This is a genomic window from Hyphomicrobium sp. D-2 (genome assembly GCF_029872155.1).
Classification (GTDB): domain Bacteria; phylum Pseudomonadota; class Alphaproteobacteria; order Rhizobiales; family Hyphomicrobiaceae; genus Hyphomicrobium_A.
Map to the genome: position 1 here is coordinate 79,406 of NZ_JARXLA010000003.1, position 21,077 is coordinate 100,482.

The window sequence follows — 21,077 nt, forward strand, 5'->3', positions numbered from 1 at the left end:
GCGACCTACTTAGGTCGAGCGAAAACTACCACTGAACGCTCTCTATCCCAACCATATTGTGACGGCCTAACATCCTGTCCGAGGGCTGTGACCAACTCGATCGGGACAGTTGCGGATGCTATCCCGAAGGTGGGGTCCGTGCGCGAAAGATCGAAGTAGAAATCCGCTGAGTTCACGAGCGCCTGCAGGAGTGGACTCACTCGCTGGCTCGCAAGTTCCACGTCGGACCGGAATTGGCTCGGCCGTTCCAACCCGTGAACGTCGAAGTGGGTATGTGTGGTCACCAGCGTAAGGCCAAATAAGCGCATCAATTGGAAGAGGATTGACCAGAGCGTCGGTGTCGCCTGTAGCCTTGGAAACTGCAAAAAAACGTTATGCAAGCCATCAATAAGTACACCGTGATAAGGACAACCGCTGACTGCAGCGCCTTCGTACTTTTCGATAACCTTCGATAAGAAAACCTCCGGCGCCAGAAACCCTGGATACAGCGGAAGGTGATCGACGAAGATTATCTGCTTTCGAAACTTCTCGCGCGAGTCTAATGCTAGTGCGGTTTCAATCCGCCTTTGCAAGTCTTGATAGTAGCTTGAATTGTAGAGGAATGACACGACCATTATGCGTCGTGGGTCTGGGTACCGATGCTGCGCGTCGCTGACTTTGTCAAAAAGGCTGCGCTGAGTGTCAACTTCGCCTAAAATCGGCTTCATCAGAAGCTTGAGGGCGAATCCCGCTTTTCCCGTGCTACCACGTCCGGCGACCAATATCTGAGCGCGCTCAAAAACCTCTACGAGCGGTCTGGGATCGTCCGCGTTGACCCCCGTGAGAAGAAAATCGTAGTACCGCTGTTTATCCGGCGCTTTCCAGTTAAGATGGGCGTAGGAGTCCAGCTCAGCGGAAAGGTGCGGATAAAGTTTGACACCGTCTCGTTTCGAAATGTGAAGGGTATGGGTGCCTGTCCTCGCAAACTGGAGTCGTGTTTTGTGAAGAATGAATTTGCGCTTGTACTCCGACGGCGACTCCTGATTAGAGTCCTGATCTAGCCGCGCAACGAAGTCGACGGTATAATCAAGCTCCCGCAGTGCGGGGCTATCTATTTCTGCGGTGAGGATGAGTACGAACGCTCCAAGCGATCGCAGCTTCGACACCAGCGATCTTAGCAGTTCGACCTGTTGATCCGGATTTTCCCGAGAAACCATTTCGTGGAGTCCGTCAAAGACCACGAACCATGCGGGCAAGCCGGGTGGAGTTTGAGATGATGGCTCAACGCCCTCCCGCTGATAAAGAGCTATGATTTCGTCGATAAAGTCGAAGACGGCCTTGCGAGTGTGCTCTGATTGGTTGTGGTCCAAATGCGTGGAATAGAACCAATCCTCGATCTTTCTCGGGAACGACGCGGTCCGCGCTATGAACGGCGGCGTTAGAGTTAAGATGCGATTCCGTAGATCCTCGTGCTGTTCTTCGCATGAGACATAGAGAGTCGACACTCCCAACGGGGCGTAGCTGATGCCCAACGCCAGCGCTAGGGACGTCTTGCCAGAACCAGAGGCCCCGGAGATCTGCCCTACGAGGCCATTTGAACCGGTGGAGCGTAAACCGCGGGCGAATATCGCATCGCCTCCAGGTAGCGGCACAGGATAGCCGTCAAGTTCGTTGACTAGCTCTGACGGCGAAGGAAGTCGTCGAACCGTGTCCAGGAATCGAAATTCATACACCGCGGTCTTCGAAACAAGTTCTTTGCCGGCTAGGAAGGTGTCGCGCCCCAAGAGTGGCCGTTCGTTTTTGCGAGCTGGCTGATAGCGCATTTTTCCCGGCGCAAAGGCCAGGACAGCCAAGCCACGAGATGCGAGCAAGTGGCCGACGATGAAGTCGGTCGGCGTCGCCGGGTAAAAGGTATCTCTATTCTCGCGATACGACTCCGCTTTCTGCAAAGAGTTCGCTACCTGGTCAAAGCGGATGATCGCACGAACTCGGTCGAACGCGTCGCCCTCAGCATCCGGCTTTCCCTCGATGCGCTCAGAGAACTCTAAAGTGAGTGCGAAAAGCTCAGCCCGAATAAGTGCATGAGCGTAGGCGTCGGAGGCGCCAAACTCGGGAGAGACCAACATCTGCCTTAGAAAGAAGAACGGCGAAAAGAGATACTGCTTCGGCCGGTTTCGCACGTCCGCAACCGGAGTTGTTGGCGACAGTCCTTCAGTAATGCTGCAGGCCACGAGGGGGTGTCTAAATTGGTTCAAAAGTAGCGCGTACGGTCGCGTGAAGCCAATGTTTGGATTGTTTTGTGCCCTCTTCCTGCTAGTTGAGCCAGCGCGAAGGGTGTGCAAGAATTTCAGTTTGCTGGAGGCGAGGTGAGGATCGATTTGCGTTGCGATCCGATGTGGCCCCCTAAAGGGGAACGATACCGCCTCGGCGAACTCTCTATTGAGCCAAGTCGAGGGGGGCGCGGAGCAAAAAGTCCGGACGGCATTCCACCAAGGTGCCATCAGTGCGGTAGACGCTTCGCCGAACGGCCTCGCGAATAGGAAAAGGTCCGTGTCCTTGTTCTTTTTCATATCACGCCAGCGACAATTCTTGCCGTTTTTCTCTCAGCTGGCGGATACCTCTCTTGATGGGCTTAGCTTCACTAAGATTGTAGGAGTGGGGCTGCCTCAGTCCGAAGGGCGCGAGCGCGGACGTAAGTTCTGTCCGGTCGGCCATGGTGAAGCATTGAACCATAGTGTGCAGCCAATTCCCGAATTGGCGGCCAGCAACAATCCTGAACTCTTCGAGCCTCGCGAGAAATTGCTTTGGATTGAGATGGCCTTGCCGGATAGCGGCACGCACCAAATCTGTCTTTAAGTCCGGATCTGCGATTGACGGCAAGGCGAGATCGAGCCAACGAAGTGGTTCTTCTGCCTGAAGCTGTGTGTCTTTGAAAATTGTATCGGCTGCCACCGGTTTTCCAAGCATAGCGAGCATGGAATAAATGCTCGCCCGTGCCCTCGCTTCGAGACGGTCGCCCGCCAGCCTATCTTCCAGAAGATTCGGCAACAGTGGAGAACGGAGGGAAGAGTAGGCCAGGAGAAATTCCAGAGCGATCCAGTAAGACGTTGGGCAAGGCCTTGGTTCTCGAAGGAATGCCTCCACTCTGCCTAACCAGGTTTTTGGATCGCCATTGGCTTCGGTAATAAGCTCATCCAAAGCGGTATGGCCGTCGCGATCAACTACCTCGCCACGGGAGTACGCTTCGAAAATCTTCAGAATTGACGCTGTCATTGGCACAGAACGACCTTACCTAAGTTCACACCGAAGATATAGTAATACGTCTAACAGTCTGGTTAACCTGACCAATTGCCGGGGGCTCTGCTACCACCTCTTCTAACCCGGCTTCGGCAGGCAGCGGTGCCAGCGGCTTGGTTTTTCCTCTCCAGTCCCAATAGGGCAAGTAATCCCAAGTAGCATCCGCGAACTTGGGTCGCCGGACGTCACTCACGTGAGCAGCTCTGAAGCTGAACGTCAGCCGCGTTTGTCCCGGTGATAAGATCAGTCCGAGACGCTGCGGCAGTTGGCCGTCATCTAACAACCCATCAAAGGTGTTCGGCTTGCGTCGCGGGTTGCGGAAGAGCCAAAGCCCCCCATCTTGTCGAGTTGGAACCTTTAGCGTGAGGATTGCCATCGCATCGGCTCGCTCATGCTCAGAAAACGGTTGGTTGCCGCGGCGTTTCTCCTCGAACGACAGCCAGCTGTCGACTTTTCGTTGCAGCACGGCCGGGCTGAGTTGAAGTGCTTCCGCTGTCTTACGAACGAACGGGAGTTCGGCGACAAGCGTCCCCAATCCTTCGTCCGGGAGAAGATCGGCAGGAGGATTTCCCTGTCGAACATGCGCAGCTATAAAGGCGTTATATGCGGTCTTCGCCTTATCCTTGTCGTCACCGCATTGAGCTAATCGTCGTAAGCAATCTTCTTTAATGGTTGTGCTTGATTGGGAGCACTTCTGAATGTTTTCAAACGCGGCAGCATCCAACACCGCAGGCTTCTGGAAATTGCTCATCTCAATTGATCAACCAATCGTCGCTTCAATATCTGACAGCAGGTGAAAGCTCGGTGAGCATCGACCTGCAAAGCTCGGCAGAGCGTAAGGGGCCTGGGGGGAGAAAGCTAGCAGCCTGTGTTGAATTCTATCCTCGCGTCTGTGACCCAAATCATCTGCACTTCGCTTGTGTGCTGGAGACGGGATTTGCAGAACTGGTCGGATACCCCTATCCGGCGCGGCAAGCCATTGATCGTTCAAATTATCGCGCAGCCTAAGGCCTTCCCCTAGGGGCTGCCATTGCGAGCTCGTGCTGGCGCAGTGCCGGGGCTTCTCACCCCACCTCATACCGAGGAATTTTGCTTAGCGCCACCATAGCCTTGAAGAGTTCGTCTCGGCCATATCGTTCGGCGACGCTGCGTGGTGCGTGGTCGCCAAAAGCGTCCAGCACTGTTGGGTCGATCATGCCACGACCTCGCGCTTTGAAATTGTGTCGCCAGCCGTGGTTGGGTGCTGGCCCGTTTGTGTCGGGCATGACCTCGCGCGTGAACTCAGCGAGCTTGTTCTTCACGCTTTGCAGAGGACCGAGGATGCCGCGCGGGTCTTTGGTGCGGCTTGGTTTGGCGTCGGCGCGGTAAAGGTCAGGACGCGGCGTAAGAAAGAGGTGTGCCGTCATCAGCGGCGTCGACGAAGTCGAGGAAGCCTTGCTCAATCAGATGCGGATGCAAGGGAACGTGCCACATTCCATCCGTCTTTACGGTTCCAGCGTCGCCGGTAATGCTGATGGCGGGATGGCCGTCATATATGCTTACGTCGCATTTTCTAAGCTGCGCCATTTCACCGACGCGGGTGCCTGTGTACGCCATGAGCCACGGCACCCATCGCTTCGCAGCGGCGAGTTTGCGGTTGGCTCGCGACGAGCCTGAGGCGGCGCTTAAGGCGTGGCGGAGGATTGCCAGCGCTTCCGCATCATTCAACGTCTTGCGCCGCTTGTTACTGTTCTCTGCGCCTTTGCGCACCTTGCGTTTGACGCGGTTTGCCGGGTTCGAGGCTAGAAGGTCTTGATCGACGGCCCAGTTGAACACGGCATTGATACCAGCGAGGTCAGTGTCGTTGATCGTCTTGGCCGAAACGCCATCAACGGTGGAGCGCATGTCGATGAACGCGCGGAAGTCTTCGCGGCCAAGCTCTGCTGCGCTGGGCTCGCGTCCGTATCTGTCGGTAAGGAAAGCGGTCAGCTTTTCAAAAATGGGCGCGTAAGACGCGAGCGTAGAAGGTTTGACGGCTTTCTGATCCGGGTGCCCATGCCAAAGCGCAAACAGCTTGGCAGCGGTCAAGGCTGAGGAAGAGAGCGAGGGCGCTGGGGGTGCTTTGGGTTGAGCGCCGTCCCACTTTGGATACTTGGCGGTGACGGCATCGTCCGGCGTGTAATCGCCTTCGGCAAATCGTTTGAGCGTCTTGGCGGCGTCTATCAAAGCCTTGGCGAAGATGCGCAAGAGAGCAGGGCGTTCTTCGGCAGCGGGGATGATCCCGTGTCTGCTGAGGATTGGGTTCAGGAACGGTCCCACGTAACGCTCAAGCTCTATGATCTGAGCTTCGCCCGGATAGGCTTCGATCATCAATGGCGGGCCCGGCGGTGGCACCAATACCCACTCGGCGACCTCTGCAACTATACGCCACCAGTTGGCGTCGACAGGATCATCCTCGAACAGCTCTTTCAGGTCGCGATAGAGGATGCCTGCGAGCGCGATGCGCTGCTTGTGTGTCAGCCCCTGCGGGCCTTGCCGATGGGCCGCACAGCCTCGTTCAAACTGCTCCAGCGCAGCGCCGTGGCGAAGATTGATGAGTGCGGGGTCGTTGGTGCGCAGCGAGAACTCGACGTGCGTTCCGAACTTTGCCCTGACGACGAAGCGTTCGTCACCGCTCAATGCCTTCGGCAGCGAGAAGAAGATTTCTTGACCGCGAGCTCGCGCCAGCACGTCGCTTGGAACGCGCTTTTTGAACTGTCCCTTGGTGGAACGTGAACGGGTTGTTGGGCGGGCCATCATCAACACCATTGTGGGGCACCTCTGTGTGACAGTGGTGTCCGAAATTATCAATGATGCTCGGTAGTTACGTCTTTCCAATGGGTTAGGAAAGCGTTGGTGCCCAGGAGAGGACTCGAACCTCCACGCCCTTGCGAGCGCCAGCACCTGAAGCTGGTGCGTCTACCAATTCCGCCACCTGGGCACTGGAGTGGTGAGTTAGATGGGGTCGCGGCACTTGTCAATCGATCGTGTGAGGCTTGTGCGCGACCTTTCAACACCCGTGCCCTTTTCTGCAATCCGCGCTATGGCGTAACGCAGCACCGAACACACGGAGAAGACAATGGCAGAGCGGCTTGACGACCAGGGTTTGGCGGTTGTTTTCGGCGGTTCGGGGTTTGTAGGCCGCTATGCGGTGACGGCGCTGGCCAAGCAGGGCTGGCGGGTTCGCGCGGCGGTCCGCCGTCCTGATCTGGCGGGCTTCCTGCAGACAGGCGGCTTTGTGGGCCAGATCGCGCCCGTGCAGGCCAATGTCCGTTATCCGGAATCGGTGGCCCGTGCGCTTGCGGGCGCCAAGGTGGTTGTGAATGCGGTCGGCATTCTGGCCAGCGGCGGCAAGCAGACCTTCAAGGCGGTGCACGTTGACGGGCCGCGCGCCATTGCTCGGGCGGCCAAGGCTGCGGGCGTACGCCATTTCGTGCACATTTCGGCGATCGGGGCCGATATCAATTCCTCGTCCCACTATGCCCGCACCAAGGCCGAGGGCGAAGCTGCAGTGCTGGAGGAGTTCCCTGAGGCCATCATCATCCGCCCATCGGTGGTTTTCGGCCCGGAAGACCAGTTCTTCAATCGCTTTGCAGCCATGGCGCGCATGTCGCCGCTGTTGCCGTTGATCGGCGGCGGGCGCACGCGCTTCCAGCCGGTGTTCGTGGGCGACATCGCCACGGCGATCACGGTTGCTGCGGCAGGCGCAGCCAAGCCCGGAACTGTCTATGAGGCGGGTGGTCCAGATGAGCTGTCGTTCAAGGAAGTTCTGGAGCTGACGCAGGAATGGACCGGCCGCGAGCGGGGTTATCTGCGTCTGCCGTTCTGGCTGGCAAAAGTGCAGGCCGCGCTGACCTGGCCGCTGCCGAACGCCTTGCGTCCGATCACGCTGGATCAGGTGAAGCTGCTGCAACACGACAACGTGGTGAGCGCTGCGGCGAAAGACGAGGGACGGACACTGACGGCGCTGGGTGTGCCGACGCCCACCGGTGTTGCCGCGATCGTGCCGACCTATCTGGAGCGCTTCCGCGCCCGCGGGCAGTTTGCCAGCTACCGCACCTGAGCTGGTGAGGCAGGAAGTGGGCTCTGCCGAGCGTCGGCGGCCCGTAGCACGCAAGCAAGCCCCATAACAAAAGAGCTCCGGATTTCTCCGGAGCTCCACGATCCCGAATTGTCAGCCAGCGCAACCAGCAGGCTGGCAAACACTCAAATTAGTGCACGCTCGCGATCTCCAGATCGTCGTCGAACGCATGTCCGATTGCGGCCTGCCGAGTGTCGGTCAGGGCAAGCGGTGTACCGTCGGCGCCATGCAGTGAGAACAGGTTGATGCCCTGGGGCAGACCGTCGACGGCCGGAAACATGCGTGTGGCCTCGTCGAACGTCAGCGTCTTGATGTATGCGACAGCACCATCACCCAGGATAGCAAACTCGTCGTCGGTCATGACATGACGCGGATAGTAATAGGTGGTCTTGTCGGCTTCGGTCATGACGCTACTCCTTCTGCATGCCGGAGCTGTACATTCCGCTTCGCAGCGGACGGCCAGACATCCCGGCCCCGACCCCACTGCGAAATTGCGGCAGGGCTAATCGGTAAAACGTAGTGAACCGCTATTTTCTGTCGATAATGTTGATAGTCCGAACCTGGCGTTCGGGTTCCAGCCGTTTCAGGTCGATGGCTAGAAGCCCGTCCGAAAGGTCTGCAGACTCTACCTCGATTCCATCGGCTAGCACGAATGTGCGGGTAAATTGTCTCGCTGCGATCCCACGGTAGAGGTACTCGCGCGCCTTGTCGTCCGACTGCTTGCCGCGGACGGTGAGCTGGCTGTCTGACAGGGTAATCTCAAGCTGATCGCGGGTGAACCCCGCCACTGCGAGCGTGATGCGCAGGATGTCGGCATCGCCGTCCGGGCTTTGGATGCGCTCAACGTTGTAAGGGGGGTAGCCGTCGGCCGAACCCTTTGTAGCCCGATCAATCAGGCGCTCGATATCTTCAAAGCCCAAAAGAAAGGGGCTGGAGAGCAGCGAAATCCGCGACATTACGGGTCCTTCCTCAAGCGACCTCGACCAATATTCCGCAAGAGCCTTAACCCTGGCCTCCAACGCACCGGCCCCGCCTGGGCGGCAACCGGATGCCAAATGATATGGGTGAGCTGAGATAAGCGTTCAAGCGGCATATGCCGCGCTGCCGGCATCCTGTAAGCATGCATCAGATGAACACGTTGTCATTTGACAACGGTGTGGCTAGCCAGATGATTGCCGAGCATTCGCCAGCCCTGTCCAATCGCCCGCGAATGCCGCTCTTCTCAGTTGGCCATCGGCCTCAGTTCCTTGCTTTCAGGTCCTAATCGGGGATCAATCGATGCACATGCCCGGCGTCAGCCGTTCCATCTTCACTCTGGTGGTTTTTCTCATGCTCGCTCTTGCACCACAGACCGCTTCGGCTGAACCGCGCGCCAGCGCGTTCAAGCTTTCCAACGGTATGGAAGTGATCGTAATTCCGGATCATCGTGCGCCGGTTGTGACGCATATGGTCTGGTACAAGGTCGGCTCCGCCGATGAGCCCAAGGGCACCTCGGGCATCGCGCACTTCCTTGAGCATCTGATGTTCAAGTCCACCGACAAGATCGCAGTGGGTGATTTCTCGAAAATCATCTCGCGGCTGGGTGGCGAAGACAACGCATTCACCGGTCAGGATCTGACCGCCTATCACCAGCGGATCGCAAAGGATCGCCTGCGCACGCTGATGGAGATGGAAGCAGATCGCATGGTGAACCTGCGTCTCACCGACGACGAGGTGGCGACGGAGCGTCAGGTCATCATCGAGGAGCGCCGTTCGCGCATCGACAACAACCCCGCTGCCCGTCTCGACGAGCAGATGAGTGCAGCGCTTTATCTCGCGCATCCGTATGGCATTCCTGTCATCGGCTGGGCGCACGAGATGGCGAAGCTTTCGCGCGAGGACGCGCTCAAGTTCTATAAGCGCTACTACGCGCCCAACAACGCCATCCTCGTTGTGTCGGGTGACGTGACGCCGGAGGAAGTGAAGAAGCTCGCCGAGGAAACCTACGGCAAGATTCCCGCAAACCCGGACGTCGACACGCGCAACCGTCCGCAGGATCCGCCCCACGCAGTGCCGCGTCGCCTGACGCTGAAGGATCCGCGCGCGGGTAACGCATCGTTCCATCGCTATTACATGGTGCCGAGCTACGTGACCGGAAAGCCGGGCGAAGCTGAAGCGCTTGAAGTGCTGATGAAGATCGTTGGCGATGGCGCCACGAGCCGCCTCTATCGTTCGCTGGTTGTCGACAAGAAGGTGGCTGCCACCGCGCGCGGCGGCTACTCCGGCAGCTCACTCGATTCAGGCACCATTTCGCTCTACGCCGTTGCCGGTGCGGGTGTTGAGGATCTGAAGACCGTTGAAGAAGCGGTCGATGCAGTGCTTGACGATGTGCGCAAGAACGGTGTCACCGAGCTTGAGCTGCAACGCGCGAAGAAATCTCTGACGGCAGATTTCATCTATCAGAGCGACAATCAGGCGACTCTGGCCCGGCAATACGGTTGGTCGGCAACGATTGGCCGGTCGATCGCCGATGTCGAAGGCTGGCCGGATGCGCTGGCGAAGGTCACTGCGGACGAAGTGAAGAAGGCCGCAGCAACTTATCTCGATGCGAAAAACTCCGTAACCGGATGGTTGCTGCCGGAAGCTGAGGACGACGGCAAGGGTGCTGGCAGCAGCACCACCGAGCAGCCCGCCGTCCATACGCGCTCTTGATCCTGGAGGAGCAGCCGTATGCATCAGATGAGTATGTCGAGGGCCTGTGATATGCACGCGAGTGGTCGTCCGTTGTTGATGTTGTCGTTCTGCGGTCATGGCGTCCGCTCGGCGGTTCGCCAGATTGGTGGCAGCGCCACCGTGTTGTCCGCCGCTTTCGCCCTGCTATTTTTTGCCAGCACGAGTTTGCCAGCTAACGCCATGAAGATTCAGACAGTGAAAAGCCCGGGTGGAATTGAAGCCTGGCTGGTTGAAGAGCACGCAGTGCCGATGATGGCGATGCGGTTCGCATTCGACGGCGGCAGCGCGCAGGATCCTGACGAGCAGGAGGGTGTCTCCAACTTCCTTTCAGCCATGCTGGATGAAGGTGCGGGTGATCTGAAGTCGAGCGAGTTTCAGGATCGCATGGAAGATCTCTCCATGCGTATGAACTTCGAAGATGCCAAGGATGCTTTCTACGGCAATTTCGAGACGCTGAGCCAGTATCGCCCCGAAGCAACCGAGATGCTGAAGCTGGCTCTGACCAAGCCGCGCTTCGATGCCGATGCGGTGGAACGCATCAAGCAGCAGCTGATGGCATCGCTTGCCTACGCCGCGCGTGACCCCAACCGTGTTGCGCAAAACGCTTGGTATGCAACCGCGTTCAAGGGCCATCCTTATGCGCGCCCGGCGAGCGGCACTGAGGCGAGCCTCGGCAAGATCACCGGCGCTGAGCTTGAAGCTTATCGCAAGCGCGTGTTCGCCAAGGACAACCTGAAGGTCGTTGCTGTTGGCGACATCACGCCGGAGCAGCTCGGCAAGATGCTGGACGATGTGTTCGGTGACCTGCCCGAGAAGGCCGAACTGGCACCCGTTTCGATTACTGATCCCGTCGCCGGTGCCCAGCAGAATGTCGTCGACATGAACGTGCCGCAGTCGGTGGCGGTGTTCGGTATGGGCGCCATGCCGCGCCGCGATCCGGACTTCATTCCGGCGTTCGTTCTCAACCAGATCCTCGGCGGCGGCGGATTTGCCTCCAAGCTGATGGAGGAGGTGCGTGAGAAGCGCGGCCTGGCCTATTCCGTCTACACCTATGTGTATCCGTTCCGGCATGCATCGGTGTTTTCCGGCGGCGTTGCAACGCGCAACGACATGATGGGCAAGTCGCTGGATATCATTCGCCAGGAACTGCAGAAGATGGCCGACGGCGATCTGAAGCAGGAAGATCTGGACAACGCCAAGAGCTATCTGACCGGCGCTTATCCGCTGCGTTTCGACACCAACGCGAAGATCGCCACGCAGCTTCTGGGCCTGCGCATGGATGACTTCGATCCCAGCTATATCGAGAAGCGTAACGCGCTGATCGAAGCTGTGACGCTGGATGATCTGAAGCGCGTTGCCAAGCGGATGCTCAACACCGATAATCTGATTGTGACGATTGTCGGCAAGCCGGAGCTTGAGCAGCCCAAGGCGAAGGGCGGTTAGTTCCGCGACCGCGCTTGCAGCGCAGAAGAAATCAGGAAACGCCAAATAATAAAAAAAGGGGCTGGTCAGAATGACCGGCCCCTTTTGCGTTTCAGGTGGGTGCTGCTGCGAACAGGATCAGTCGTGATTGCTGTTCTTGGCGCGCTCGATCGCTTCGGCGATATATCGGCGCGCTTCGGAAGAGTCGCCCCAGTGGTCGATCTTGACCCACTTGCCGGGCTCCAGATCCTTGTAATGTGCAAAGAAGTGCTCGATCTGCTGCATGGAAATATGCGGTAGGTCGGTGTAGTTGGCGACCTTGTCGTAGCGCATGGTCAGGCGGCTGCTGGGCACGGCGATGATCTTCTCGTCGCCACCGCCTTCATCCTGCATCACCAGCACGCCCACGGGGCGGCAGTTGATCACCGCGCCGGGAATGATCGCACGTGTGTTGCAGACCAGAACGTCGATCGGATCGCCATCGGACGACAGCGTGTGCGGGACGAAACCGTAGTTCCCCGGATAGCGCATCGGCGTGTAGAGGAAGCGGTCAACAACCAGCGTACCAGATGCTTTATCGAGTTCGTACTTGATGGGCTCGCCGCCCACCGGCACTTCGACGATGACGTTGATGTCGAGGGGAGGATTAATACCGATCGGGATGGCGTCGAGGCGCATGTAATCTCCACATAGTTTCATGGCCGCCGGTGCGGCCCGGCCGAAGAGATGGACGAAGCCGACGCGAATGGATAGCCGTATGCTCGTCGCAGTTGGCTGAAAACGCCGCATTTTTCCGCTTCTATCCTTCATCTTTCGTAGCATTCGACAGCTTGTCGCAGCCGGACAGCCATTTGCCATGTGGGGATTGGCTCCCTGTGCAACTCAAGGCCGCTGACAGAATCGGGCATATCATCGGCGCTGAACGACAGCTTGCAGCCGCGCGGCCGCGAAACTAGATGGCGTGAACCGCTGCTGCGGGCACGACGACAGGGAACAGGGAAATGGCGATCCGGCAGCTTTCGCCGCACACGATCAATCGCATTGCCGCCGGTGAGGTGATCGAGCGGCCGGCGAGTGTTGTGAAGGAGCTGGTCGAGAACGCGCTCGATGCAGGCGCCGACGAGATCGATGTCGTCACTGCGTCCGGTGGCCTGTCGTTGATCCGCGTGACCGACACTGGCTGCGGGATGCCGCCCGACGATCTGCAGCTTGCCGTTGAGCGTCACGCCACATCGAAGCTTTCCGAGGAAGACCTGTTCGCCATCAGCACGCTGGGCTTCCGTGGTGAAGCGCTGCCTTCGATTGGTTCGATTGCACATCTCACCATCGTGTCGCGCGCACGCGATGCCGCCGATGCCTTTGCGCTCGATGTCGACCGGGGCGCCAAGGGCAAGTTGCGTCCGGCAGCAGCCAATGCCGGCACCTGCATCGAGGTGCGTGATCTGTTTTCAACCGTGCCGGCGCGGCTCAAGTTCATGAAGTCGGAGCGGGCGGAGAACATGGCCGTCAGCGAGGTGGTGAAGCGCCTCGCGATGGCGCATCCCGGCGTTGGCTTCACGTTGACGATGGGCGAGCGCTCGAACCTGCGCCTGCCGCGTGAACCTGCGGGGCCGGATGGCCTGCTGCAACGGCTCGGCCGCATCATGGGCCGCGCATTCATGGATGACGCGGTGCGTGTATCCGGTGTGCGCGAGAATGTGAGCATCAATGGATATGCCGGTGTGCCGACGCTGCACCGTCCGGATGCGGCGCAACAGTTTCTGTTCGTCAACGGCCGTCCGGTGCGCGACAAGCTGCTGATCGGTGCGGTGCGCGCGGCCTATGGAGACCTGATCCCGCGCGGCCGCCAGCCGTTGCTGGCGCTGTTTCTTGAGCTGCCACCCGATGAGGTGGATGTGAATGTGCATCCCGCCAAAACGGAAGTACGCTTCCGTGACGCCGGTTCCGTCCGTTCGCTGATCGTCAATGCGTTGGCGGCTTCGTTGCATCGCGAGGGGCATCGCGCGTCGGCGGCCAATGGCGCTGCGGCGCTGCATGAACTGCATGCCAACGCGAATGCTAACGTTCATGCCGTGCCGGCTGATGCCGGCAGCGGTGCAGCACAATTTTCTGGATCATACGCGCGCGATTACGGCCAGTCGGCGCGCGCCGTTTATCCCGCACGCAGCCCTTATGCACCCGCGCCGGGAATGGCCGAGGCGATGCAGGCGCCGCTCGACATTATGGACGGGCCGAGCGCCGATGCGCGCGCATTTACAGCGCCAGTAGCGGAGGAATCGCAGGACCGGCCTCTTGGCGCCGCGCGCGCGCAATTGCATGAGAATTATATCGTTGCCCAAACGCGGGACGGCGTCGTCATCGTCGATCAGCACGCCGCGCACGAACGCCTTGTGTATGAGCGGCTGAAAACAATGCTGCGCGAGGGCGGCGTTGCGCGTCAGGGGCTGCTGGTGCCGGTGGTTGTCGACCTTGATGACGATGAAGCGGTCGCGGTGACGGAAAAGGCGGCGGAGCTGGAAGAGCTGGGGCTGGTGCTGGAAGGCTTCGGCCCCGGTGCTGTCGTGGTGCGCGAGGTGCCGGTGCTGCTGGGCGATGGCGACGTCGCCGCGGTTGTGCGCGACCTTGCAGCCGACATCGTGCGCGAGGGCACCAGCACGGCGCTGAAGGATCGGCTGCTGGCAGTGTGCGCCACCATCGCCTGTCACGGCAGCGTGCGCTCGGGTCGGCGCCTCACCCCGCAGGAAATGAACGCGCTGCTGCGCGACATGGAGGCGACGCCCTATTCCGGCCAGTGCAATCACGGCCGACCGACCTATGTGGAGCTGAAGCTCGCCGACATCGAAAAGCTCTTCGGCCGCCGGTAGCGTTGGCGCCGCGCTGAGGTCAGCCCTTCTTCAGGATCAGCATCAGTCCGCGCAGTGAGCTGTTGAAGAACTGAATCTCGACGATCTGGCGGTCGTTGACGACGATGACATCCATGTTGGCGCTCAAGCCATCGCCGGCAACCTTGATGCGGAAGCCGCGCTCTGTCACTTCGCCGGCCATGTCGCCGCGCATGTTATACATCAGCTCTTCCCAGGTGCCGGTGACCTTGCCTTCCCGGGCGACAACGCTGCTCTTGATCTCGACCTTGCCGCCGGCCGAGGCGCAGCGAATGTTCTGGCGCAGCTCGTCGCCAGCATCGTTCACGAAATAGGTGGCGCGGCACTTCACCAATTCTGGCTTGCCGTCCTTGATGCCGATGCGGCCGTCGCCGACCCAGCGTCCGGGCAGGGCTTTGAAGGGTGCTTCCTTGGCGATCGGAGCAGGTGGCTTAGAGGGCGGCGCGGCCTCTTCAGCGGCGCTGGCGCCGTCATCATCCTCGTCCTCGTCGTCGAATTCGATGACGAAATCGTTTTCGACGGGACTGGCGGGCGCAGCTTCAGCGTGCACCGACTGCGCGATTGCGAGGCCGAACAAAAGGCTGAAAGCGAGTATAGCGAGCTTCATGCAGTTTTCCGTAGCGTCGGCGGCATGCGGCGGCGATGCCGAAGCGGAATCCATTACGGAATGTCGGGGCGATCGCAGTGATTTCCTAGTGCGGGATGGCCACAGGCGAGCGTAAAGGCAGCGTTGTGCCGCCGCGCGGTCGCTGGGCGTGATCAGGCGAGCCCGGCTTCAGCCATGGCGTTGGGGCCCCGCAGCGGCTCGCCCATCCGCTCCAGCTCGTCATATTCGGCTTCGGTATAGACGCGCGAACGGGTGAGGAAACGCAGCCCCTCCGGCGCTTCGAGCGAGAAGCCGGAACCGCGTCCGGGAACCGCGTCAATGATAAGGTGCGTGTGCTGCCAGTATTCGAACTGCGGGCCGGAGATGTAAACCGGGCACCCGGCAATGGCGCCGAGAAACACATCGCGCTCGCCGATGCGGAATTCGCCGCGCGGATAGCACATCGGTGCGCTGCCATCGCAGCATCCACCCGACTGGTGGAACATCAGGGGGCCGTGTACGGCGACCAGCTTGTGTATCAGCTCTTCCGCTGCCGGGGTGAGCGAAACGCGATCGACCATTCCTGCCTCCTCATTGAAGGGAACTGGAGCATGCGCCCTAGGGAAACATGCTCCAGCCCGTCGTACCAGACCTTGCCAGTCCGGTAATCGTGATCCGGGCCTGTTGGGAGCGGAAGGCCGGAATTCTGCAATCAATAATTCGCGATCAGTCCGGCACCGCCTCCGACGACGGCACGACGATGGCGAACATGTCGGTCAACGCGGTGAGCGCACCGGTGTGTACCGCGTCAGCCGAAAGTGTCCCGCCCAGCGGATTGGCGAGCGCACGCGTTGCCGTGGCGTTGCCGACAACCGTGGGGCGATAGCCGTGGTTGAAGGCGGCGCGCGCGGTGGAATTCACACAGACGTGGGTCATGAAGCCGGCCAGCACAAGATCGGTGACGCCGAGTTTTTTCAGTTCGGCGTCGAGGTTGGTCTGCTCGAATGAGCTTGGATAGCTCTTGGTGATGACGGTTTCGCCTTCGATCGGTGCAACGACATCGGCGATGGCGCCAATACGATCGCGTACATCGTAAGGCGAGCCTGGGCCCGCATCGTGCTGAATGTGGATGACTGGCGCTCCGGCATCGCGGGCCCGCTGCAGCAGCTTTGCGCATTCCTTCAGCGCCGGCTCGACGCCTTCGAGCTGCATGATCCCTTCGCGGTAGGTGTTCTGGCAGTCGATGAGCACCAGCGCGGATTTGGACAGCGGTTCAGGGGTGGATGGCATTGCCAGCAGCGAACGCAGTGTCGGACGGGCTTCAGTCATTGGGCTGTTCCTCTTGTAAAAACAGCGCGGCTTTTGGGGCCGCGCTGTGGGGAATGGATTGTCTTTGGTTGGGCGTCGGCGACTCTCGTTGAGAAGCCGCCAGTGCCGATTTTGCTTCGCAGCGTGACTGCGGATTGTCGGCGCCGGCGGCCGGCTCCCCGGAGGAGAGTCGCCGGCGCCACTCAATCAAAAGAATCCAAGTGCCTTCGGGCTGAAGCTCTGCAGGATGTTCTTGGTCTGCTGGTAGTGGTCGAGCATCATCTTGTGGTTCTCGCGACCGATGCCGGACTGCTTGTAACCGCCGAACGCCGCGTGTGCGGGATAGAGGTGGTAGCAGTTCGTCCAGACGCGGCCAGCCTTGATACCACGGCCCATGCGATAGCAGGTGTTGGCTTCACGCGACCACACGCCGGCACCGAGGCCGTAGAGCGTGTCGTTGGCGATGGCCAGGGCTTCCGCTTCATCCTTGAACTTCGTGACCGACAGCACCGGTCCGAAGATTTCTTCCTGGAAGATGCGCATCTTGTTGTGGCCTTCCAGCACGGTCGGCTCGACGTAGAAGCCATTCTCGAGGCCGTTGTGCACGCCGCGATGACCGCCGGTGAGAACCTTCGCGCCCTCTTCCTTGCCGATGTTGATGTAGGAGAGGATCTTCTCCATCTGGTCAGACGAAGCCTGTGCACCGATCATCGTGTTCGGATCGAGCGGGTTGCCCTGCGCGATCTTCTTCACGCGCTCGATGGCACGCTCCATGAAGGCGTCGTAGATGCTTTCCTGAACCAGCGCACGCGACGGACAGGTGCAGACTTCGCCCTGGTTGAGCGCGAACATGGTGAAGCCTTCGAGGGCCTTATCGAAGAAGGCGTCGTCTTCGTTGAAGACGTCGGCGAAGAACACGTTCGGAGATTTGCCGCCCAGTTCCAGCGTGACCGGAATGATGTTCTCGGAGGCGTACTGCATGATGAGGCGGCCGGTGGTCGTCTCACCCGTGAAGGCGATCTTGGCGATGCGCGGGTTCTGCGCCAGCGGCTTGCCGGCTTCGACGCCAAAACCGTTGACGATGTTGAGCACGCCCGGCGGCAGCAGGTCACCGATCAACTCGGCCAGCACCATGATGGAGAATGGGGTCTGCTCGGCGGGCTTCAGCACGACGCAGTTGCCAGCGGCGAGAGCAGGAGCCAGCTTCCACACAGCCATCAGGATGGGGAAGTTCCACGGGATGATCTGGCCGACTACGCCCAGCGGCTCGTGATAGTGGAATGCGATGGTGGTTTCGTCGATTTCGGAGATGCCGCCTTCCTGGGCGCGGATGCAGCTTGCAAAATAGCGGAAGTGATCGACGGCCAGCGGCAGGTCGGCAGCCATCGTCTCGCGGATCGGCTTGCCGTTATCGATGGTCTCGACGGTGGCCAGCGCATTGAGATTGGCTTCCATGCGATCCGCGATCCGGTTGAGGATCAGGGCGCGCTGGGCCGAGGAGGTCTTGCCCCACGTTTCAGCGGCGGCATGGGCGGCGTCGAGCGCCTTCTCGATGTCCTCGGAAGTGGAGCGGGCGATCTCGCACACCAGTTCGCCGGTGATGGGGGTGCGGTTCTCGAAGTAGCGACCCTGGACTGGCGGAACCCACTCACCGCCGATGTAGTTGTCGTAGCGGCTGCGGACCTTGAGAGTAGCCCCGACACGGGCTAGGGCCGTCGAAGGTGTTTCTGGCTTCACGATAAGCTGCATTGTGTCCTCCCGGGGATCGAGGGTTGAAAACCCCTAGTTATGCGTGGCGGCAGATTAGCCCAGTCACTTTACGCGCCAAAGGTACCGGCGCATTGGAAATTAGTGCATAAGCAGCACCTGCAGCATTTGATCTGCATCGTGCCTGCTTTGACCGACGTATCGTGCAAAGTCAGTTCACGACCTGCCAAACACGCAAGCCAAGAGGCGCTCGGCTTAGCCGACCCGCCTCCTTCAAAAACTGCTAAGCGCTTTTCATGACACGCAAAGTTTCCGGTCCAGAAATTGAACGCATCGTGCGCCTGCTCGGCCGCTTGCCCGGGCTTGGGCCACGGTCGGCACGAAAAGCTGCGCTGGCGCTCATAAAACGCCGTAACGAATTGCTTGTTCCGCTGACGGAAGCGTTATCCGACGCGGTTGAAAAAATTGTGGAATGCCCCGATTGCGGGAACCTCGACACCGTTGTGCCGTGCAGCATCTGCCAGGACGTCCGGCGGGATCGCTCGCTGATCGTGGTGGTGGAGGAGATCGGCGACCTGTGGGCGCTGGAACGCGCCGGGGTTGTGAGCGGGCTTTACCATGTGCTCGGCGGGCACCTGTCGCCTCTGGATGGCATTGGTCCCGAGAAGCTGAATATTGCCCGCCTGATTGAGCGGGCGGCGACGGGAGAGGTTGAGGAGATCGTCCTGGCGCTCAATGCAACGGTGGAAGGGCAATCCACCGCCCACTTCCTGACCGAGCAGCTGGCGCCGACCGGGATTGTGGTTTCGCGACTGGCGCAGGGCGTGCCTGTGGGTGGTGAACTCGATTATCTGGACGAGGGTACGCTCGCTGCGGCGATAAAGTCACGCCGGCGCATGTAATCGATTCCGTCAAAAAAACGGTGACATTAGGTGGAATTCTGGGGAAGAGCTGGCGGAGGTCGGCCCGGTGTCTGGTAAGTTTAAGGCCGTTTCCTAGATCTGCAGTCTTTCTTACCGCCCAATAAGTTTGCAATAGCGGCCATTTCAAAGGTTTTCGCTTTATGAGCACCAACGGTTCTCAGCGCCCTAGATCTTTGCAAGAGTGGCAAACGCTTCTACTGCAGCTTCCGCGTCTTAATAAGCGTTTAATCTTGGTTGGGCTGGATCTGGCGCTGCTTATTCTCGCGCTGTGGATTGCCCTCTCTATCCGTTACAACACGGTATACATTCCACCGGATTTCGCCGTCGGTCTGATCCTGCTCAGCGGGCCGCTTATTACGGTCGCGACGTTTGCAATTTCAGAGCTCTATCGTCTTGTAACCCGCTATCTCGGTTATCGGGGTCATACCCGCATCATCGGCTGCATTTGGCTTTCGGTGCTGATCTGGTCGCTGGTGGCGTTCATGGCTGGCCAGCCCGCCGCCCCGCCGCGCTCGGTTCTGTTCGGTTACGGAATTCTGGCCACGCTGTTCATCACCGGCAGCCGCGAAATGATCTCGATGCTTTTGGAAAGCGCAGGCGTGCGCCTTTCAGAGCTGCCAGCGGATGTGGAGCGCACGCCGGTCATCATTTTTGGTGCCGGACAACTTGGCGTCCAGTTGCTTGAGACGCTGCGTCGGGGCAATGCGCGCCAGGCCGTTGCTTTCGTCGACACCGAACCTTCGGTCTGGAGGCAGTATGTTGCCGGCGTGAAGGTGCACGATGCCCGGCGACTGCCCAGCCTGATCGAACGTTATCACGTCAAGGAAGTGCTGGTTGCACTTCCCAATGATCGGCGGCATGAGCGAAAGCGCATTTTGAAGGAGCTGCAACAACAGCCCGTTCAGGTGCTCACGCTTCCCGACGTTGAAGATGTAACCTCTGGCAGGGTCAGCGTTGCCGACCTGCGCCGTCTTGAGGTGAACGACCTGCTCGGACGCGACCGGGTGCCGCCCGATGCGAAGCTGCTCATGCGCAAGACGCAGGGAAAATCGATCCTTGTGACCGGTGCGGGTGGTTCGATCGGATCGGAGCTTGTGCGCCAGCTTCTCAAGCATCGCCCACGCCGGATCGTGCTTTTTGAGCTGTCGGAAATAGCGCTCTATCGGATCAACGACGAAGTCGCAGAAGTGGTGCGTGGCATGCAGCCCGATGAGCCACGCCCGGAAATAGTAGGTGTGCTGGGTTCGGTATGTGACGCTACGAAGGTCCGTGAAACACTGACCGATTACGGCGTCGAGGTGATCTACCACGCGGCAGCCTATAAGCATGTGCCGATTGTGGAACAGAACCCGATCGCAGGACTGCAGAACAACACGTTCGGCACCGCTGCACTCGTTGAGCAGGCGCAGGCGGCGGGCGTTGAACTGTTCGTGCTGATCTCCACCGACAAGGCTGTGCGACCCACCAACGTCATGGGTGCAAGCAAACGCATGGCCGAGCTGGTGCTGCAGGCAGCAGCGGCAAAGGGCAGGCCGACGGTGTTCACGATGGTGCGCTTCGGCAATGTGCTCGATAGCTCGGGCTCAGTGGTTCAGAAATTCCGCAGGCAAATAAAGGCCGGCGGTCCGGTGACGGTGACGCACCCGGACATCATCCGGTATTTCATGTCCATTCCCGAGGCGGCCGAACTCGTTATTCAGGCCGGAGCCATGGCAGAAGGCGGCGAGGTGTTCGTGCTCGACATGGGCGAGCCGGTCAGGATCGACGACATGGCCCGCCTGATGGTTCGGCTATCGGGCTACGATGTAAAGGACGCGGAAAAGCCCGATGGCGACATCGCCATCATGTACACTGGCCTGCGTCCGGGCGAGAAACTCTATGAAGAGCTTCTGATCGGCGACAACACCAGCCAAACCGAGCATCCGCGGATCTGGCGCTCTGATGAGCCCTTCCTGAGCGAAGATGATTTGCGGCGGCAGTTGTCGCAATTGTCAGCGGCTGTAGAAACACGCGATTTGAATGCGCTTCATGCCGTCTTGCTGCGGAATGTCGAAGGCTATCATCCAGAGGGCGCAATATCGACGCTTCTGGTCGATGATGAGCGCACGCGCGATTGGCCGACGCAATCGCGTACGCTCCACTGATCATTGAAGGCTGCGTCT

At 59.6% G+C, this 21,077-nt stretch carries 18 protein-coding genes and 1 tRNA gene; 6 read left to right on the top strand and 13 right to left on the bottom strand.

The window, feature by feature from the left end; all coding sequences use genetic code 11:
- Positions 1-5: 5 nt before the first annotated feature.
- The 6 genes from QEZ49_RS06305 to QEZ49_RS06330 form a co-directional block, all read right to left on the bottom strand.
- Complete coding sequence (locus QEZ49_RS06305) at positions 6-2,210, bottom strand: ATPase domain-containing protein (RefSeq protein WP_280385228.1); 2,205 nt, start codon at positions 2,208-2,210, stop codon at positions 6-8.
- Between the two features lie 340 nt (positions 2,211-2,550).
- Positions 2,551-3,252 carry a hypothetical protein gene (locus tag QEZ49_RS06310; RefSeq protein ID WP_280385229.1) on the bottom strand — a complete coding sequence of 234 codons (702 nt, stop codon included), beginning with the start codon at positions 3,250-3,252 and terminating at the stop codon, positions 2,551-2,553.
- 25 nt (positions 3,253-3,277) lie between these two features.
- Positions 3,278-4,027 (bottom strand): hypothetical protein, encoded by a 750-nt coding sequence (locus tag QEZ49_RS06315; protein ID WP_280385230.1) that lies wholly within the window; start codon positions 4,025-4,027, stop codon positions 3,278-3,280.
- A gap of 313 nt (positions 4,028-4,340) precedes the next feature.
- Positions 4,341-4,682: a hypothetical protein gene (locus tag QEZ49_RS06320; protein ID WP_280385231.1), complete on the bottom strand. Its 342-nt coding sequence runs from the start codon at positions 4,680-4,682 to the stop codon at positions 4,341-4,343.
- A complete protein-coding gene (locus QEZ49_RS06325) occupies positions 4,648-6,051 on the bottom strand; it encodes a hypothetical protein (protein ID WP_280385232.1) in 1,404 nt (467 codons plus the stop codon). The genes QEZ49_RS06320 and QEZ49_RS06325 overlap by 35 nt, the downstream gene beginning before the upstream one ends.
- 97 nt (positions 6,052-6,148) lie before the next feature.
- Positions 6,149-6,235, bottom strand: a tRNA-Leu gene (locus QEZ49_RS06330).
- A 138-nt stretch (positions 6,236-6,373) separates the two neighbouring features.
- On the opposite strand from QEZ49_RS06330, the gene QEZ49_RS06335 reads away from it, so the two are divergent.
- Positions 6,374-7,357, top strand: a complete 984-nt coding sequence (locus QEZ49_RS06335; RefSeq protein WP_280385233.1) for a complex I NDUFA9 subunit family protein — start codon at positions 6,374-6,376, stop codon at positions 7,355-7,357.
- 148 nt (positions 7,358-7,505) lie between these two features.
- Here QEZ49_RS06335 and QEZ49_RS06340 read toward each other — a convergent pair whose 3' ends face one another.
- The gene (locus QEZ49_RS06340; protein WP_068463631.1) at positions 7,506-7,781 is read right to left on the bottom strand and encodes a DUF1150 domain-containing protein; all 276 of its coding nucleotides are present in this window, start codon (positions 7,779-7,781) and stop codon (positions 7,506-7,508) included.
- Positions 7,782-7,902: 121 nt separating this feature from the next.
- On the bottom strand, positions 7,903-8,331 hold the full coding sequence (locus QEZ49_RS06345; protein ID WP_280385234.1) for an Hsp20 family protein: 429 nt from the start codon (positions 8,329-8,331) through the stop codon (positions 7,903-7,905).
- A gap of 322 nt (positions 8,332-8,653) precedes the next feature.
- On the opposite strand from QEZ49_RS06345, the gene QEZ49_RS06350 reads away from it, so the two are divergent.
- Both QEZ49_RS06350 and QEZ49_RS06355 read left to right on the top strand, forming a co-directional pair.
- Positions 8,654-10,066, top strand: coding sequence for a pitrilysin family protein (locus tag QEZ49_RS06350; protein ID WP_280385235.1), 1,413 nt, complete (start codon positions 8,654-8,656; stop codon positions 10,064-10,066).
- Between the two features lie 201 nt (positions 10,067-10,267).
- The gene (locus tag QEZ49_RS06355) at positions 10,268-11,530 is read left to right on the top strand and encodes a pitrilysin family protein (protein WP_280385236.1); all 1,263 of its coding nucleotides are present in this window, start codon (positions 10,268-10,270) and stop codon (positions 11,528-11,530) included.
- Positions 11,531-11,647: 117 nt separating this feature from the next.
- Here QEZ49_RS06355 and ppa read toward each other — a convergent pair whose 3' ends face one another.
- Complete coding sequence (gene ppa, locus QEZ49_RS06360) at positions 11,648-12,187, bottom strand: inorganic diphosphatase (protein ID WP_280385237.1); 540 nt, start codon at positions 12,185-12,187, stop codon at positions 11,648-11,650.
- Positions 12,188-12,510: 323 nt separating this feature from the next.
- On the opposite strand from ppa, the gene mutL reads away from it, so the two are divergent.
- Entirely contained in the window at positions 12,511-14,373 is a 1,863-nt protein-coding gene (gene mutL / locus QEZ49_RS06365; protein WP_280385238.1) for a DNA mismatch repair endonuclease MutL, read from the top strand.
- Between the two features lie 19 nt (positions 14,374-14,392).
- Here the strand turns inward: mutL and QEZ49_RS06370 are convergent, their stop codons facing one another.
- From QEZ49_RS06370 to adh, 4 genes are all read right to left on the bottom strand, one after another.
- Positions 14,393-14,998: a hypothetical protein gene (locus QEZ49_RS06370; protein WP_280385239.1), complete on the bottom strand. Its 606-nt coding sequence runs from the start codon at positions 14,996-14,998 to the stop codon at positions 14,393-14,395.
- A 152-nt stretch (positions 14,999-15,150) separates the two neighbouring features.
- The gene (locus tag QEZ49_RS06375) at positions 15,151-15,558 is read right to left on the bottom strand and encodes a DUF779 domain-containing protein (RefSeq protein WP_280385240.1); all 408 of its coding nucleotides are present in this window, start codon (positions 15,556-15,558) and stop codon (positions 15,151-15,153) included.
- A gap of 145 nt (positions 15,559-15,703) precedes the next feature.
- On the bottom strand, positions 15,704-16,306 hold the full coding sequence (locus QEZ49_RS06380; RefSeq protein ID WP_280385241.1) for a cysteine hydrolase family protein: 603 nt from the start codon (positions 16,304-16,306) through the stop codon (positions 15,704-15,706).
- Positions 16,307-16,492: 186 nt separating this feature from the next.
- Positions 16,493-18,034: an aldehyde dehydrogenase gene (gene adh, locus QEZ49_RS06385; protein WP_280385242.1), complete on the bottom strand. Its 1,542-nt coding sequence runs from the start codon at positions 18,032-18,034 to the stop codon at positions 16,493-16,495.
- A 254-nt stretch (positions 18,035-18,288) separates the two neighbouring features.
- Here adh and recR point away from each other — a divergent pair, with 254 nt between their 5' ends.
- Together recR and QEZ49_RS06395 are read left to right on the top strand one after the other, a co-directional pair.
- Entirely contained in the window at positions 18,289-18,894 is a 606-nt protein-coding gene (gene recR, locus QEZ49_RS06390; RefSeq protein ID WP_280385243.1) for a recombination mediator RecR, read from the top strand.
- Positions 18,895-19,145: 251 nt separating this feature from the next.
- Positions 19,146-21,059 carry a nucleoside-diphosphate sugar epimerase/dehydratase gene (locus QEZ49_RS06395; protein WP_280385244.1) on the top strand — a complete coding sequence of 638 codons (1,914 nt, stop codon included), beginning with the start codon at positions 19,146-19,148 and terminating at the stop codon, positions 21,057-21,059.
- Positions 21,060-21,077 lie beyond the last annotated feature (18 nt).